The 15985-nt window shown below is 49.6% G+C and carries 13 protein-coding genes and 1 tRNA gene; 6 read left to right on the forward strand and 8 right to left on the reverse strand.

All coding sequences use genetic code 11. The annotated features are described in order from the left end of the window. Window positions 1-3: 3 nt before the first annotated feature. The 3 genes from A7983_RS16760 (at window position 4) to A7983_RS16770 (ending at window position 6159) form a co-directional block, all read left to right on the forward strand. Window positions 4-3438: a host specificity protein J gene (locus A7983_RS16760; protein ID WP_005967219.1), complete on the forward strand. Its 3435-nt coding sequence runs from the start codon at window positions 4-6 to the stop codon at window positions 3436-3438. After that, on the forward strand, window positions 3431-4447 hold the full coding sequence (locus A7983_RS16765) for a DUF6453 family protein (RefSeq protein WP_005967221.1): 1017 nt from the start codon (window positions 3431-3433) through the stop codon (window positions 4445-4447). The genes A7983_RS16760 and A7983_RS16765 overlap by 8 nt, the downstream gene beginning before the upstream one ends. Window positions 4448-4512: 65 nt before the next feature. Further along, window positions 4513-6159, forward strand: coding sequence for a phage tail fiber protein (locus A7983_RS16770; protein ID WP_005967223.1), 1647 nt, complete (start codon window positions 4513-4515; stop codon window positions 6157-6159). Here A7983_RS16770 and A7983_RS16775 read toward each other — a convergent pair whose 3' ends face one another. The 4 genes from A7983_RS16775 to A7983_RS16790 all read right to left on the reverse strand — a co-directional run bounded on the left by A7983_RS16775 (window position 6160) and on the right by A7983_RS16790 (window position 8644). Beyond that, entirely contained in the window at window positions 6160-6381 is a 222-nt protein-coding gene (locus tag A7983_RS16775; RefSeq protein WP_005967225.1) for a hypothetical protein, read from the reverse strand. A 114-nt stretch (window positions 6382-6495) separates the two neighbouring features. Then, window positions 6496-6572: transfer RNA gene (locus tag A7983_RS16780), tRNA-Pro, on the reverse strand. Between the two features lie 78 nt (window positions 6573-6650). Further along, window positions 6651-8399, reverse strand: a complete 1749-nt coding sequence (yejM, locus tag A7983_RS16785) for an LPS biosynthesis-modulating metalloenzyme YejM (protein ID WP_005967227.1) — start codon at window positions 8397-8399, stop codon at window positions 6651-6653. 14 nt (window positions 8400-8413) lie between these two features. Beyond that, window positions 8414-8644: a YejL family protein gene (locus A7983_RS16790; protein WP_005967239.1), complete on the reverse strand. Its 231-nt coding sequence runs from the start codon at window positions 8642-8644 to the stop codon at window positions 8414-8416. A 218-nt stretch (window positions 8645-8862) separates the two neighbouring features. Here A7983_RS16790 and yejK point away from each other — a divergent pair, with 218 nt between their 5' ends. Next, on the forward strand, window positions 8863-9873 hold the full coding sequence (yejK, locus tag A7983_RS16795) for a nucleoid-associated protein YejK (protein ID WP_005967242.1): 1011 nt from the start codon (window positions 8863-8865) through the stop codon (window positions 9871-9873). A gap of 55 nt (window positions 9874-9928) precedes the next feature. Here yejK and A7983_RS16800 read toward each other — a convergent pair whose 3' ends face one another. The 4 genes from A7983_RS16800 to A7983_RS16815 all read right to left on the reverse strand — a co-directional run bounded on the left by A7983_RS16800 (window position 9929) and on the right by A7983_RS16815 (window position 13723). Further along, the gene (locus A7983_RS16800; protein WP_005967243.1) at window positions 9929-11077 is read right to left on the reverse strand and encodes a DUF1624 domain-containing protein; all 1149 of its coding nucleotides are present in this window, start codon (window positions 11075-11077) and stop codon (window positions 9929-9931) included. Window positions 11078-11176: 99 nt separating this feature from the next. Further along, window positions 11177-11461, reverse strand: a complete 285-nt coding sequence (gene rplY / locus A7983_RS16805; protein WP_005967246.1) for a 50S ribosomal protein L25 — start codon at window positions 11459-11461, stop codon at window positions 11177-11179. Window positions 11462-11720: 259 nt separating this feature from the next. Further along, window positions 11721-13481, reverse strand: a complete 1761-nt coding sequence (locus A7983_RS16810) for a DEAD/DEAH box helicase (RefSeq protein ID WP_005967247.1) — start codon at window positions 13479-13481, stop codon at window positions 11721-11723. A gap of 2 nt (window positions 13482-13483) precedes the next feature. Further along, window positions 13484-13723: a YecH family metal-binding protein gene (locus A7983_RS16815; RefSeq protein ID WP_005967249.1), complete on the reverse strand. Its 240-nt coding sequence runs from the start codon at window positions 13721-13723 to the stop codon at window positions 13484-13486. Between the two features lie 212 nt (window positions 13724-13935). Between A7983_RS16815 and rsuA the strand changes: the two genes are divergently transcribed. After that, window positions 13936-14631 carry a 16S rRNA pseudouridine(516) synthase RsuA gene (gene rsuA / locus A7983_RS16820; protein ID WP_005967251.1) on the forward strand — a complete coding sequence of 232 codons (696 nt, stop codon included), beginning with the start codon at window positions 13936-13938 and terminating at the stop codon, window positions 14629-14631. A gap of 40 nt (window positions 14632-14671) precedes the next feature. Then, window positions 14672-15868, forward strand: coding sequence for a Bcr/CflA family multidrug efflux MFS transporter (locus tag A7983_RS16825; RefSeq protein ID WP_005967253.1), 1197 nt, complete (start codon window positions 14672-14674; stop codon window positions 15866-15868). Window positions 15869-15985: the final 117 nt, after the last annotated feature.

Below are 15985 nucleotides of genomic sequence, written 5' to 3' on the forward strand. Positions count from 1 at the left end.
TCCATGCAATCAGTGATTGAAGGCCGTAAAGGTGGCAGCAGTAATGCGCGAACGCCCGTGGAGTCTCCCGACTCTATCCAGTCAACGTCTTATGCAAAAATGCTGTTGGCGCTGGGCGAGGGGGAGTTCAAGGGCGGTCTGGATGGCACTAGAATTTTTCTTGATGGGACGCCGATCACTGATGCGAACGGTAATGCTAATTTTTCCGGCGTTACGTGGGAGTTTCGGTCTGGCACACCCGATCAGTCATATATCCCAGGATTCCCCGGCGTTGAAAATGAAATCACAGTAAGCACTGAATTAACGAGCCAAATTGCGTGGGTGCGCTCACTAACGAACACGCAATTGTCTGCTGCACGACTCCGTTTCTCATGGTCTGCGTTGCAACAGCAGTATGATAACGGTGATGTGGGCGGTTATCGCGTTGAGTATGCAATTGATGTGGCCACGGACGGCGGCAGTTATCAGCAACTCCTGAGAACCGCAGTAGACGGGAAAACGACAACAAAGTATGAGCGCAGCCACCGCATTGATCTGCCCAGCGCTAATACGGGATGGCAAATCCGCGTGCGCCGTATCACGCCAAATTCAACGAGCAATCGTATAGCAGATCGCATGGTCATTGAAGCTATCACAGAGGTTATTGACGCTAAATTGCGGTATCCAGAAACAGCCCTGTTACTGGTGCAATTTGACGCTAAACAGTTCCAAAACATCCCCGCAGTTTCCTGCGAACCCGATGGCCGCATTATTCGCGTTCCGTCTAATTACGATCCGGTTGCGCGTAGCTATAGCGGAGCGTGGGACGGCGTATTTAAATGGACGTGGACAAATAACCCAGCGTGGATTTATTACGACATTCAGATCAGTGAGCGTTTTGGACTAGGTAATCGTATTCGTGCTGAGAATTTGTCGATCACTAAATGGGATTTATACCGGATTGCGCAGTATTGCGATCAGTTAGTGCCGGACGGTCGGGGCGGTAGCGGCACTGAGCCTCGTTTTCTCTGTGATGTGTACATTCAGTCACAAGAAGAGGCGTGGACTGTGCTCAACGATCTGGGCGCTATTTTTAGAGGCGCGACGTTCTGGGCTAACAATCAGATGAATGTCGTTGCTGATATGCCCCGCGACATTGATTACATCGTGACGCGTGCGAACGTCAGGGATGGGAAATTCACATACAGCAACGCGAGTGAGAAAACGCACTACAGCCAGGCTATGGTGTCGTGGTCTGACCCCGCAAACGCTTATCAGGATGCTATTGAGTCAGTTAACGATAATAAACTGGTTCGGCGTTATGGCATTAAACAGGCAGACGTTACAGCGATTGGGTGCATCCGTCAGACTGAGGCTATCCGCCGCGGAAAATGGATTCTGCACACGAACGATGCAGACCGGGCAATCTCGTACACAATGGGGTTGGATGGTGACATTCCAGTGCCAGGTTCAATCGTTGGTGTCGCTGATGCGCTGTTAGCCGGTCGTCCGCTGGGTGGACGCATTAGCGCCGTTGATGGCCGCAATATCATTCTTGATCGCGTGTCGTCTGCCGCCGTTGGTGAGCGCCTGATTATCAATCTGCCCAGCGGCACGGCGCAGGGGCGCACAATTGAGGCCGTCAACGATAAAATCATTACAGTCACGACTGAATACAGTGAAACGCCGATCCCTGAATCCGTTTGGGCTGTCGATGCTACTGATTTGGCGTTGCAACTTTACAGAATCATCGGAGTTGCTGAGGGTGACGATGGGGTATCGTTCGATATTACCGGCATTCAGTATGACCCCGATAAATGGGATAAAATCGACACTGGCGCACGCATTGAATCGCGCCCGATCAGCGTTATTCCCCCATCTGTCCAGCCCGCCCCTGCAAATGTTTCAATCAATAGCTACAACGCCGTCGATCAGGGCATAAACATTACGACATTGCGCGTGACGTGGGATAGAGCCGAGAGCGCGATAGCGTATGAGGCACAATGGCGGCAGGACAACGGGAACTGGATAAACGCCCCGCGCACCTCCGCGCTAGGGTTTGAGGTGTCTGGCATTTATGCAGGGCAGTACCAGGCGCGTGTCAGAGCTATTAATGCGGCTGAAATCTCCAGCATGTGGGCGAACGCGCAGGAAACCACGCTGAACGGCAAAGAGGGCAACCCGCCCGCGCTGTCCAGCTTCACGACGACGCCGCTTGTTTTCGGTATCAAGCTCGACTGGGTTTTTCCTGCTGACACGGCCGACACACTGAAAACTGAGATTCAGTATTCCCCAACGAGCGCCGGCCAGAATGCATTATTACTGGCAGATGTGGCCTATCCAACGCGAAGCTATCAGCAGATGGGGTTGAGCATTGGTCAAGAGTTTTTCTATCGCGCCCGTATTGTCGATAAATCCGGTAATCAGGGGCCGTGGACCGGCTGGATACGTGGGGAATCCAGCACTGACGTTAGTGATATCACTGACGTTATCGTTAAAGAGGTTACTGATACTGAAGCGTGGAAATCTCTAATTGATCCGCTCGAGCGTGATATAGCTAGCGGGATGTTGAACAGTATCGAGCAGGCGAAAGCGATTATCCGCAATAGCCTCGCCAACGACTCGGAAACCCGGCGTTGGCGTGCTCAAAACGGTGAACGCACAGCAGAAATCACGGAAACCCGCGCTGCTGTTGCTAATGAGGTTGAAGCTAGGACGATCGCGATGCTGGAAATGCAATCTCAGATCGGCACAACAAACAGCAATCTCAATGCATTACAGCAGACAGTCACGACACTGGAACAGACTACAGCTCAGGATATCACGAGTCTAAATAGCAAGATGACTGATGCGGAATCCGGTATTTCTGCTAATTCGTCGGCAGTTCAGGGACTCAAAACGTCAGTTTCAAATATTGATGGGCAATTGTCGGCGCAGGTTACGCAAATTAGTACGTTAACAGCAACAGTTAATGGTGTCTCAACTGAAATCAGTGACGTTAGCAGTGTCGTTAATGGCATGGATGCGAAAATGTCAGCGTATCGATCAATTAAAGTCGCCGTCGATGCAAACGGGCGTCAGTATATCGCTGGAATTGGTTTCGATGTCTCTAATAATCAGGAGGGAATGCAGGCGAATATTATTATGCTCGCCGATCGCTTTACAATGATGGTTAACGCCGGAGGTGTACCGACACCGATATTTACCAATCAGGGGACGCAGGTTATTTTGCGTAGTGCTGTTATTGGTGATGCGACAATCACTAGTGCAAAAATTGCCGACTCTGCTATAAATAACGCCAAAATTGGAAACGCTATATATTCATCTGGCTATAAAGAGTCAGGCGGGCTGGGCGGGTGGTTGATCAGTAAACCAGAAAATAATTTATCGTTCGTGGACTCAGGGAAACGGCTGCGCATACAAATCGGAGTAATCACGGGGGTAGCTCCCGATGTCTGAATTAATCGACATAATGGTGACGCCAGATATGCTAAACAATAAACAGATACTAATCAGTGGGTGCGTGTCTGTTAGGTATTTGCAAACCATTACTCTGCCCGTTCCTACAAACAATCAAATGTCTTACTTTTCATGGGATTATCATATAGCGAATAAAACACCTAGCTCTATTTTACTTCCTGTTATTGTTACTGCGGGTAATTGGTGGATGCAAGGCGGCGGCGGTGTAGTGCCGTTCAGAATTAATAATATAGCAAAATTAGCGGTCAACGGTGATGTTGTGCGAGCTGAGATTGAATCTATAGCTTGGGGGAGTAGACAGGAAATCCCGAATTCAGGTGTCATTGATGTTTATGAAATCCTTACGAATGACACTCAGGAACGTTCGGATTTTGGTCTATTAATAACAGATGGTGTTGATTGGACGCAATTCAACAGTACATCAGAAATTTGCGCCATGGTACACAGGGAAACGGTGGTAATAAATGGGGCGGGATGGGTGCTGCCGCCCCATATTGGTGACAGACGACGATGTATAATATTTGGCGACTGGAGTTCCTCTGATTCTGCCATACAGTACGATTCATTAAATTATAAAATCAGTAGGATTGGAGCTGATATTGAAGTTGATATTTATGTGTTTTCGGTTGGTGCCAACCTTACGACTCCAACTGTCGGGATCGCAGTATATAACGAGATGGGAAATATAACGTTCTCATCTGAGAATGTTCCCATTATTTATCCAAACACGGAGTTCAATCCAAAACGTAACGCACAGTTATTACCGCACACAAAAAATCTTGTACAGATTAGAGATTATGGACATAAGGTGGATACAGAGTTGGACCGTGTGTTGATACGGAAAACTGCACTGATGAAAATTGGTAATAGAGCGAATCTTGTACGCGGTGACCTGATATTTAACGATCAGACCAAAATTGGTATTCATGACATAGAGTTCGTATCATCTAACCTCATGGTATTAGATGGAAATAAATACGGTAATTAAAATTTTCATCATCTCTCAATAATACAATACCGCTTCGGCGGTTTTTTTTTGCGTCTGGAGAAAATATGTCTTGGTATAAAACAGGATTCGTTACTGTAACAAATAACAGTAAAATCATTACAGGTACTGGAACACAATTCACAAACCCACTAAACGGTGTATCAGCAGGCCGGATGTTATTGTTACCTGGTGCTGGAACTGTGCAGATTTATGAAATTGAGTCTGTGCAGTCAGATACTCAATTAACGCTCGTATCTGCGTTCGAGGGCACAACTGGCAGCGGTAAACCATACGCAATCCCTACGTCACCGAGCGTGTCTATTGAGCAGTTCGCGCATGAGTTTGCTTCTACACTCGCATACTATCAGCAGCAGTTGCAGGGCTGGCAGTCAATACTGACTGGTTCTGGCGACATTACGCTCACTGCGCCAGATGGACAGACCATTACAGTTCGTAGCCAAGCCGAATGGGATAGGCTGCTATCTCAAGCAACGACTGATATTAGTGATGCGATGAAAAAATCCGCAAACGGATCAGATATTTCCAATGTCGCCGCATTTAGACAAAATATCGGATTACAAAATGCAATGTTAATTGGGCAATTCGGTTGGGGTGGTAAAGTTCCGCGCATACCAGATAACGTTGATCTTTTGGAATATTTCACTTCAAGTAGGCCAACCGGATTATACTGGGGAGGCCCGGCATTAAATAAACCCGCTGGATTCACGGACGTACTTTATGAATGGCTCACAATAGAGGTGGAAACGGGTTTATTTTATGGAACGCTAACCGCATATAATTTCACACCGGGAGCTGGTGGCTACAAAATAGCAGGTCTTGAGGTGTTTAATAACCAGTGGGGCGTGTGGGGCTACGTTTGGGATACTAAAAACCTTCCATCTCCGGTTACTGAATCTACGGCTCAGTGGATAACTGGCGATAAGGGTTTTAAAAGAGACAATCATGCATTTACAATTTCATCAGCCACACCGGAAGCTGCCAGTTACATCATTGCGCAAAATAGTAACGGCGTAAATTTATGGTATTTGGGCAAAGGCTCATCTGGGCCTATTGGCAATATATCACTATATAATTATAAGGGCCTTTGTGGAGTTGATTTAAACTCTAACGGTTCAGTTAATATAAACGCCGCTGCATTTCATCATAACGGGCATGACGTGCTATCTAATGGATTAAATGCAGTTGCAGATTCCGGGGGCTACTGGAAAACAGCTTCTCCAGTCATCAATATTTATGCTGATGGTTCATTTACTACTACAGATGAAGCCGCTGGCGTTAAAGTTGAACGGCTGAGCGAGGGCGTCTACAAAATAACAGGTTGCCAGGGCATGCACCCGGATGCTGCATGGAATGGCATCGACGGCGGTGTGAGTAATCCCAAATGCCGCAACGATAAAGCGCTACTGTGGAACAACTACGAAGTTGACGATGACGGCTCTGTTACTGTCCACACCTTTCACCGTGTCCATCCAGACGCTATGCCGTTCGCTCAAAACAGACTGACGCTCGACAAAGAGCCGTTTGACCCGAAAAAGGGCCACACATCAGATATGGAGTGGCCGGACCAAACGCCGATCGACGTTCCGCGAGGCTTGTTCATTCAAGTGCGCGTGAACATGCCGGAGCGCATCGAAACGAAACCTGTAGTCAGCCACAGCAACGTTTACTGCAATACCATCTCGCCAGTTTAATCACGCGAAAAACGACAGCTGCCCGGCTATGATGTCTAGTGCATCCTCAAGTGTCGGCACGGGATCAATATGTATCGCTGGCGCGTCAGTTTCGCCGACGCGTACAGCGACATAGAAACCAGAGTCTTCAATGACAGCGTATGAACCCACAGGGCAATCAGTCAGCATGTCGCTGTCGTCGAGTACGCAGATCGTCGTTCCGTGATATGTGATCGTTTCCATTTCTCATCCTTGATTTTATGACAGGTTATTCCCCCGTAATTCCACCATAATTCCCCCTGTAAAATCCAGACGAAAAAAAACCAACCGTAAGAGGTTGGTTTTTCTGGGATTATTTGGTCGGCACGAGAGGATTTGAACCTCCGACCCCCGACACCCCATGACGGTGCGCTACCAGGCTGCGCTACGTGCCGATGCTATGGGTATTTATACTACATTTTCCTGACCCTATTGCAATAGCCAGATGGAACGACTGCTTTAGATTTAGGCAGTTAGTTAGCAATAAAGCGCCTTTCGTTCGTTAGTACCTGCAAGAGTAGGGCAAGTTGCGGTTTTTCATCATTCAGCCGATTTCCCGCCATGTCGTAAGCTCGGTAGTTACCGTTGCTTTCCAACACGATAATCTGTTCTGGTGTCGTGATCAGCAGCGTGCCTCCGTTGCCGTTAATCAGCCACGGATAGCGTCGTTGGGCAGAGAACAGGTCTTCGCCTTGTGCATAATCATCCGTACTGTTTTTAACATGGAGCAGGCGCTGCATCAGTGTGACCATGACGTCCTTGTTGTCTGTCATTTTCGTAATGGTCTGCGCTGGCGTATTCGGCCAGTGAACAATAAGCGGTGTTTGCCATTGCGTGCGAGTGAAACGTGCCGTGTTGTTGGTATTGGCATTCTGGTTTTGTGCGGTTGTCACGATAATGACTGTGTTATCCAGAATGTTCTTTTCCTGCAAAGTACGGATGATTTGACCAATCTGGCGGTCAACATCCTGAATATTCATTCGGCTGTTTGGCTCGATGTCTTTGCTGGAAGCATTTTTCGGCGCACTGTTCAGTTCAACGTAAGAGAACCAAGGCGCTGGGTTATTATCACGATTGAGCCACTCCTGCCATTGTGTGATGATGGCATCGCCGCTTTGTTGCTGCGGCGCGGGCAAGGAGAAATCAGAAAGCAGCGCCTGACGGTAGAGCGGGCTGTTGAAGCCGTTCGCCGAAAATAGCCCAAACTGGTAACCTTGCTGACTTAATGCTGCGATCAACGCAGAGGGTTTCCGCGCACTCAGGATACCATCCATATAGGTCGTCGAGAGGCCGTAAAACAGATTAAACAAAGCGGCATCTGGCTGAGAGCCTGAGTCGTAATGATCGCTGAAATGCACGTTTTCTGCAGCGAAACGCGACAGGTTCGGCATCCGGTTTTTTATGGCGTCAGGCTGCGTATCATCAATCATCACCATCAGCAGGTTATAGCCGCTACCACTATCACGGAAGGTGATGTTATTGAGCGGATACTCGACTGTCATCGCTTCAGGATTACCCTGCTGCGTCAGCCGACGCTGATATTCCTGCGCATCCAGCAGGCCATGTTTTTCCAGAAAACGTCGTGCCGTCATCGGATAAGATAGCGGTAGATTGGCGCGCTGCATGGTAATTGGGCGGTAGAAATTCGCATCGGCCCAGATATACATCAGGTGTGACGCGAAGAACGCCGAGATGAAAACGCCCGCCAGTGGTTTGCCAAAATGACGACGATTCAGGCTGCGTAATTTTTGCCAGCACCAGGTGCCGAATAGCATCTCCGCCATAAAAATCAATGGAATGCCGATAAACATCCACTGCCAATCGCGGGCAATCTCCCCCTGTCCTGGGTTGATGACGAGTTCCCAAACGGTGCTGTTAAGGTGCAGGTGAAAACGCGTAAAAACTTCAACATCGACTAGCAATATCGTCAGCCCGGCCGTTGCCAGCGCCGCAGACAGGAACCGTAGCAGGCGCTGCGACATCACAATGAACGTGAGCGGGAAGATGACCAGCAGATAGGCGGCAAAGACGATAAAACTAAAATGACCGAGCCAGCTAACCAGCGCATAAATTCGGCCGAACAGGGAAGTCGGCCAATCGGCAACAAACAGGTAGCGGCTACCCAGCCCCAAAGTGAGCAAAATGTTGAATAAGGCGAACCAGTGTCCCCAACTTATCATCTGGGAGACCTTTTCGCGGTAGCGCTGACGGTTGGTTACCATACGTTGGCCAAAACTTAGTGAGCTTTATCGGCTTTTTTAATCGAAGCCTGTAGGGCTTCAGCGAAAGAACGCGCCAGAACCTGACGTTGCGCAGGTGCGATGCTGGTGTTAATCAGGTTCGTCACCATATTACCGAGCACCATCAAAGCAAGATCGGTCGGGGCGTGGTGCTTTTCCAGAACATTGACCATCTCAGAAAGCAGTTGTTCAACGTGTTCGTCACTATAACGGGATGATTGTGGCATAAAATGGCGTATCTCAAGCAGGTAAAGTCGCTTATCTTACCGTATAGGCTTATGCTTTTCTGCACTTTTATCATTAATGCATTTTTATCACTGACGTGCTTTCATCAATAACAACGAGTGTAGACGCTTAGCGCGTACAGATGTGACGGCAGCTTTATGTATTGCGGCCTGCCCGTATCAGTGTTTGAATACGCGCCTTGCCAAAAGGAGAGTTTATCATGAGTCTGGATATCGCCCAGATTGCCTTGCATCAGCTAATTAAACGTGACGAACAAACGCTGGAAATGGTGTTGCGTGATTCCCTGCTGTCGACCAACGCGGCAGTAGAAGAAATGATGGCTGAACTGCATCGTGTTTACAGCGCCAAGAGTAAGGCCTACGGGCTGTTTAATGAGCAAAGCGAGCTGGCCGATGCGCTGCGGGCTTGTCGCAAAGGGGATGAGGACTTTCTGAGTTTCTCACGCGCCGCGACCGGACGACTGCGTGACGAACTGGCGAAGTACCCGTTTGCTGAAGGCGGTATCGTGCTGTTCTGCCAGTACCGCTATCTGGCGGTCGAATATTTATTGATATCGGTGCTTAATAGCTGCAATAGCATGCGGGTTAATGAACAGTTGGATATCAGCACTACGCATTATCTGGATATCAATCATGCCGATATCGTTGCGCGTATCGATCTGACAGAATGGGAAACCAATCCTGAATCCGCGCGCTATCTGACGTTTCTGAAAGGCCGTGTCGGGCGCAAGGTGTCTGACTTTTTCATGGATTTTTTGGCCGCGTCAGAAGGGTTGGACACCAAAGCACAAAACCGTGGCTTGCTGAAAGCGGTCGATGAGTATTGTGATGAGGCACAACTGGATAAAAACGAGCGCCAGAATTATCGTCAGCAGGTGTATAGCTACTGTAATGAGCAGTTGCAGTCCGGCGAGGAAATCGAGTTAGCGTCGTTGTCGCAGGAACTGCCACCGCTGGGTGAGAAAACCTTTCAGCAGTTTTCAGCCGATCAGGGCTATGAGCTGGAAGAGAGCTTCCCTGCCGATCGTGGGACACTGCGTCAGTTGACCAAATTTGCTGGCAGCGGCGGTGGCATCAGCCTGAACTTTGATGCGTTATTACTCGGTGAGCGGATTTTCTGGGATCCGGCGACGGATACGTTGACGATTAAAGGCACGCCGCCAAACCTGCGCGATCAGTTACAGCGTCGGACGAGTGGTGGTAAGCAGTAGAAAGAGATCCAGCCCTTTTTTTATTACTCAGAAAAAGGGCTGTTGCTGATAACAATTAGAAATATTTAAGCCAGCGGATGTCTCGGCGACGGGCTTTTAAGCGTGCAAACGCCCGGACGGGCGAAAATAGCACGGCCATCAGTACCAGAGTACACACCCACAGTTGCCAGACGGCGGAAAAACCGAACCACTCCCCCTGATTCTTCCCCCAGATTGCTACCGTAGTTAAATATATGCCTTTTAAAACATACAGATGCAGTAGATAGAAAAACATTGGCGCAGCGCCGAAGCTCGCTAACATAACAAGCCAATGCTTTTGCTGCTGACGTTCAAACAGGGCGAGCAGGCCAAACCCGATACCAAGCGTCAGGCAGATAAACAACAATGATGGCGGGTATTTCGTGATGTTGAAATAGCTCATGAGCGTCTGAGTGATGACATCACCCGGCAGCCAGGGTTTATCGCCATACAAATTGATGCTGCGCAATATGAAGAACAGCGTTAGCGTGATTCCGGCCAGAGCGAGTAGGGTTTTCTGGCGCTGAAGCGGAAAGATGTCTTTTCGGTATAGCGCGCCAGCCGCATAGCCAAGTGAAATGACGCCAATCCAGGGAAGCACTGGATATGAAGTACGCATACGCAATGTTTCGCTGATTTCTATCCAACTGCGATCGTGCAAAATAGCCCAGGGAATCGACCAGATGGAACCTGCGGAAGCATGCAGAGAGTCCAGCAGATTATGCCCGCCGACGATAACGAGACCCAATATGAAAACCAGTCTGGCAGGTAACCAGATCAGCGCGCTGAGGGCGAGCATACTCATACCGATGGCCCAGATTACCTGCAAATAAATGACCTGCGGTGGGAATTGAAACGTCCATGCGAAATTGATTAGCGTGATCTCAAGAACAATCAGAATTAAGCCGCGTTGGAACAGAAAGAGGGCGGTTTGCCGACGATCTTGCACTTTCTGATGATAAAGCGCCGCAGAGAGGCCAGTTAAAAACACAAACACGGGGGCGCACAGATGGGCCAGCGTGCGGTTGATAAATAACATGGGATCGGTGCTGGTGACATCTATGGGATCGGCAAGCTGGAGGTGCAGATAAAAGGTTTCCCGCACATGGTCTAGTAGCATAAGTACCATCACCAGACCGCGCAGGGCATCGATAGCGATAAGCCGCTGAGATATCTCTCGAGACATGTTCACATTCCTTTGTGAATGAATAGATTTTTATAAAAAAAACGCCGCATAGGCGGCGTTCTTCTTTCCCGGCGTCCCGGAAAACGACTTCAGCGCAAACTAAACGCGAACGAAGTCGATGTGAGTCAGTTTAGGCTTGTAAACGTGACGTTGTACAGCCTGAACTTTAACTTGAACTTCTTTGCCATCGATAGACAGGATCAGTGTTTCACCGTAGAAGCCATCTTTAACTTCTTGGTTTTTCACTGAATCGTGATCCAGTTCGATAGAGACTGGTGCTTCTGAACCACCGTAAACGATGGCTGGGAATTTACCAGCGGAACGCAGGCGGCGGCTCGCACCCTTACCCTGACCTTGACGTGCTTCTGCTTTGATAGTAATCATTTTCTTCTCTACTTATATAAAGTAATCCTGCTACAGGCGACCCAGCAGCAGGTTGGGTTATTCAGCTTCTGCGAACAAAAGCGGGCTAAATTCTAGCGGAATATGGCTTCATGGGCAAATGAATCCGGACATTACTCGTCATACTTCAAGTTTCATGTGCGTTGGCAGCGTTCTGTCACCCGAATCACTTACCAGAGTAAGCTCATCGGGATTCCCTCACTTGCCGCCTGCCTGAAACTCGAATTATTTAGAGTATACCTTAGCCGCGGATCTCGTTGGCGCGGCGAAAGCGGCCCTGATAATCAAAGAGCTTTTCGCGTATTTGCCAGAATTTCCCGTTTTTACGGGCGACGACAAAATCAGGGGCGCGTAATAATATCTGCTGTGCGATGACATCGGCGGCATTCTGCCAGTTAAACGGCGTTCCCGGCGCGCGTTGATGAACACGTAAAAATTGTTGCAGAAACACGTGGCGCTGCGCGGTGGAGTGTAGGCGAAAACGTTCGCTCACTTCGGCACCTTCTTCATCATGATAGGTGATTTTCAGCCATTCTCCTTTAGCGTCCTGTCCCTGCTCGAAGCTCATGCCGCTACAGCGTAAAACCAACGCATCTTTCAACTTTAGCGCTGCTTTTAGCATGTCATCGGGGTCAACTAATACTTCATTACATTGGTGGCAGCGCCGTGCGGCAATATCGTTTTCCGCACCGCAGTGTGGGCAGACTTTAAACCGAAATCGAAAATCACACTGCTGACGTTGCCCATTTTCTGCCATTTCCCAGCCCTGACAGCGCCGGCCATAGTGTTCGATGATATCGCCATCGGGAGTGGTTTTTCCCCAGAACAGATTGGCAAAACCGCATTCAGGACAGAAGACTTGCACCGGCTGGCTGCCAGCATGCGGCTTGCTGTTGCCGACTTCTGGCGTATAGAGATCGTGCGGGTTGCCTGCGTAATCTAGTATCAGGCAGTCCGTTTTCCCCGGATATAAACGCAAACCGCGCCCGACGATTTGCTGATACAGGCTGACTGACTCTGTCGGGCGGAGAATGGCAATAAGGTCGACATGCGGAGCATCAAAACCTGTGGTCAGTACTGCCACGTTGACCAGATAGCGCAACGACTGCTGCTTAAAGGCGTCAATCAACGCATCACGCTCGGCAGGTGGCGTATCGGCACTGACCAGCGCCGCTTGACCCGCGGGTAACAGAGCTGCAATCTCTTTAGCATGTTCGACGGTGGAGGCAAAAATCATCACGCCGCGCCGTGTTTGCGCATAATCGATGACCTGGCTAATGATGTGCGGCGTAATGCGCTGCTGGCGTTTGAGTTCGAGATTCAGGTCAGCTTCGCTGAATAGCCCGTTGCTGCGGGCAACAAGTTTGCTGAAATCATATTGCACCACCGGCATATCCAGCCGATCAGGCGGTACCAGAAAGCCATGCTTGATCATATAGCGTAGCGGTAACTCATAGATGCAGTCGCGGAACAAACAACGCTCGTCGCCGCGCATCATGCCGTGATAGTGATACTGATAGATCCAGCCTTTGCCAAGGCGATAGGGCGTCGCCGTTAGGCCGAGTAGCCTTAGCCGTGGGTTAGTTTTTTGCAGATGCTGGATGATTTGTTGATATTGGCTGTTATCGGCATCGCTGATGCGGTGACATTCATCAATGATCAACAGAGAGAATGCGTTATCAAACTGGTCGAGATTACGTGCAACGGACTGTACGCTGCCAAAAACCACTTTTCCCTGACTTTCGCGCTGTTGCAGCCCCGCAGCGAAGATATCCGCTGCCAAATCCCAGGCGCAGTATTTGGCATGATTTTGCGCCACCAGTTCCTTGACGTGTGCGAGCACTAGCACACGGCCGCGTGCTAGCCGTGCCAGTTCGGCGATGACCAGACTTTTCCCTGCGCCAGTAGGCAAAACGATGACGGCCGGTTGGGTATGATGGCGAAAATAGTCGAGCGTGGCGGAAACTGCCTCACGTTGGTAAGGCCGTAGTGTGAATGACATCGCTAGTGCTGGCAGATTTTACTGGCGCTGGTGGTGAACCCTGCATCCTGCGGGATAAACTTTCCGCGTTCAGACAGAAATTGCACCAGCATTGAAGCCGTCATGTTTTCGGCGGAACAGGTATGGAAACGCGCTGCGCTGCCGAAACGGGTTTCTATGGTGGTAATTAACTGCTCGGTGGTAAATGATTCACCAGACGCGAGCATCATTTGCAAAACTTCATGACCGTGAATAGATGACATGGGGTTGTCCTTAAAATGTAAGAAATTGCCCCTATTATGCCTGTTGAACATACCCAGCGCGAGGGACTCTCAGCCTGAAAATGGGCTAAAAGAGCGGCGCGCAGACGGTGAATAGCAGGACGAGCGGGCAAACCCCCGTTATACTATCCCCTCACAATTTAGGGTCTCACGATTTGAGTCCGGCAGTTATTTGATATAGGTAGTCAGTTTTAATGCGATTGGACAAATTTTTATCCCAACAGTTGGAAATTAGCCGTTCACTGGTGGCGCGTGAGCTCCACGCACAGCGCGTTACCGTTGATGGTGAAGTGGTAAAAAGCGGTGCATTCAAGTTATCTCCCGAGCATAACGTTGAATTCGATGGCAACCCACTGAAACAGCAGAGCGGCCCACGTTATTTCATGTTGAATAAGCCTCAGGGCTACGTTTGTTCAACGGATGATCCCGATCATCCTACCATTCTTTATTTTATGGATGTGCCGGTGGCGTACAAATTGCATGCGGCGGGGCGGCTGGATATCGATACCACAGGGTTGGTACTGTTAACTGACGATGGTCAATGGTCGCATCGTATTACCTCGCCTAAACATGAGTGTGAAAAAACCTATCTGGTGACGCTGGAACAGCCGCTGGCAGAGGATACCGCCGCGCAATTTACGGCAGGCGTACAGTTACATAGCGAGAAAAATCTCACTAAGCCCGCTTCGCTTGAGAAGATAACGGATCATGTCGTGCGGTTGACGATTAGCGAAGGTCGCTATCATCAAGTGAAAAGGATGTTTGCTGCGGTGGGGAATCGCGTCGTTGAGCTGCATCGCGAGCGTATTGGCGGCATTTCTCTGGATAGCGAACTGGAACCGGGGGAATACCGTGAGTTGAGTGCTGAAGAGGTCGCCAGCGTAAAATAATACTATTCAGAACGACCTTCTTTCTTATCTGGAGTTATTAGTGCAATTACGCCGACCCTCTCATATCGGGCTGATTTTTATTCTTGGCCTGATTTCGATGTTAACGCCGTTAGCTATCGATATGTATTTACCAGCGTTGCCGACCATTGCTAACGAGTTTGGCGTGGGGGATGGGCATGTCCAAATGACGCTCAGCACCTATGTGCTGGGTTTTGCTATTGGCCAGATGTTTTACGGGCCGATGGCGGACAGCCTGGGGCGCAAGCCTGTCATACTCGGCGGCACACTGGTTTTTGCGTTCGCTGGCGTGGTCTGTGCGCTGGCGCAAACAGTGGAACAGTTGATCTACATGCGTTTCCTGCACGGGGTTTCCGCTGCGGCGTCTGCGGTAGTGATTAATGCACTGATGCGCGATATGTTCTCGCGGGATGACTTTTCCCGCATGATGTCGTTCGTCGTGTTGGTGATGACCGTTGCCCCCTTAATCGCACCGATTGCTGGTGGATGGCTGTTGCTGTGGTTTAGCTGGCATTCCATTTTTTGGGCGATCTCTGGGGCGGCGTTTCTCGCATCTGCGCTGATTTTCTTTTTTATCAAAGAAACGTTACCGCCTGAGAAGCAGCAGAAATTTCATCTGCGCACCACCATCGGGAATTTCGCCGTTCTGTTCCGCCACAAGCGGGTGTTTAGCTATATGGTAGCGAGCGGGCTTTCGTTTTGCGGCATGTTCTCCTTCCTGAGTGCCGGGCCGTTTGTGTATATCAATCTGTATGGCGTTTCTCCTCAGAATTTTGGCTATTATTTTGCTCTGAACATCGTTTTTCTGTTTGTGGTGACGTTGTTTAATAGCCGTAATGTTCGGCGACTGGGTGCCATGGCGATGTTTCGCACGGGGCTGGTCATTCAGTTTGTGATGGGGATCTGGCTGGTGGTTGTCTGCCTGTTCGATCTTGGCTTCTTACCGCTGGTATTTGGTGTCGCGCTGTTTGTCGGCTGCATTGCGATGGTGGCGTCGAACGCGATGGCGGTTATTCTTGATGACTTCCCGCATATGGCAGGGACGGCTTCATCGTTGGCTGGCACGCTGCGCTTTGGTCTTGGTGCGATTGTGGGGGTTCTCCTCTCACTGGCTTCATTCAACAGCGCCTGGCCGATGGTGTTATCGATGGCACTTTGTTCTATCGGTGCATTTCTGCTGTATCTGTACGCACACCGCTCCGCCCCCGCCCCGTCCTGATTTTTCCCTTCTTTTCAGGTGTAGGTAAGGTATTCCTGCACCTGAATGCGTTCTTCTGTTCTTCTTTTCCCTCTGACGGCAATAGTCCGCCATTCTCTTTTGTTTTGTTAATGTAAA

The sequence above is a fragment of the Pectobacterium wasabiae CFBP 3304 genome, assembly GCF_001742185.1.
GTDB lineage: Bacteria > Pseudomonadota > Gammaproteobacteria > Enterobacterales > Enterobacteriaceae > Pectobacterium > Pectobacterium wasabiae.

What these genes read in the sequence shown, in the direction of transcription:
- A7983_RS16770 (WP_005967223.1), top strand. Translation starts at nt 4,513, where the DNA reads ATGTCTTGGTATAAAACAGGATTCGTTACTGTAACAAATAACAGTAAA.
- A7983_RS16815 (WP_005967249.1), bottom strand. Translation starts at nt 13,723, where the DNA reads ATGTCATCTATTCACGGTCATGAAGTTTTGCAAATGATGCTCGCGTCT.
- yejK (WP_005967242.1), top strand. Translation starts at nt 8,863, where the DNA reads ATGAGTCTGGATATCGCCCAGATTGCCTTGCATCAGCTAATTAAACGT.
- A7983_RS16810 (WP_005967247.1), bottom strand. Translation starts at nt 13,481, where the DNA reads ATGTCATTCACACTACGGCCTTACCAACGTGAGGCAGTTTCCGCCACG.
- A7983_RS16800 (WP_005967243.1), bottom strand. Translation starts at nt 11,077, where the DNA reads ATGTCTCGAGAGATATCTCAGCGGCTTATCGCTATCGATGCCCTGCGC.
- A7983_RS16760 (WP_005967219.1), top strand. Translation starts at nt 4, where the DNA reads ATGCAATCAGTGATTGAAGGCCGTAAAGGTGGCAGCAGTAATGCGCGA.
- A7983_RS16775 (WP_005967225.1), bottom strand. Translation starts at nt 6,381, where the DNA reads ATGGAAACGATCACATATCACGGAACGACGATCTGCGTACTCGACGAC.
- rplY (WP_005967246.1), bottom strand. Translation starts at nt 11,461, where the DNA reads ATGATTACTATCAAAGCAGAAGCACGTCAAGGTCAGGGTAAGGGTGCG.
- yejM (WP_005967227.1), bottom strand. Translation starts at nt 8,399, where the DNA reads ATGGTAACCAACCGTCAGCGCTACCGCGAAAAGGTCTCCCAGATGATA.
- A7983_RS16765 (WP_005967221.1), top strand. Translation starts at nt 3,431, where the DNA reads ATGTCTGAATTAATCGACATAATGGTGACGCCAGATATGCTAAACAAT.
- A7983_RS16790 (WP_005967239.1), bottom strand. Translation starts at nt 8,644, where the DNA reads ATGCCACAATCATCCCGTTATAGTGACGAACACGTTGAACAACTGCTT.
- rsuA (WP_005967251.1), top strand. Translation starts at nt 13,936, where the DNA reads ATGCGATTGGACAAATTTTTATCCCAACAGTTGGAAATTAGCCGTTCA.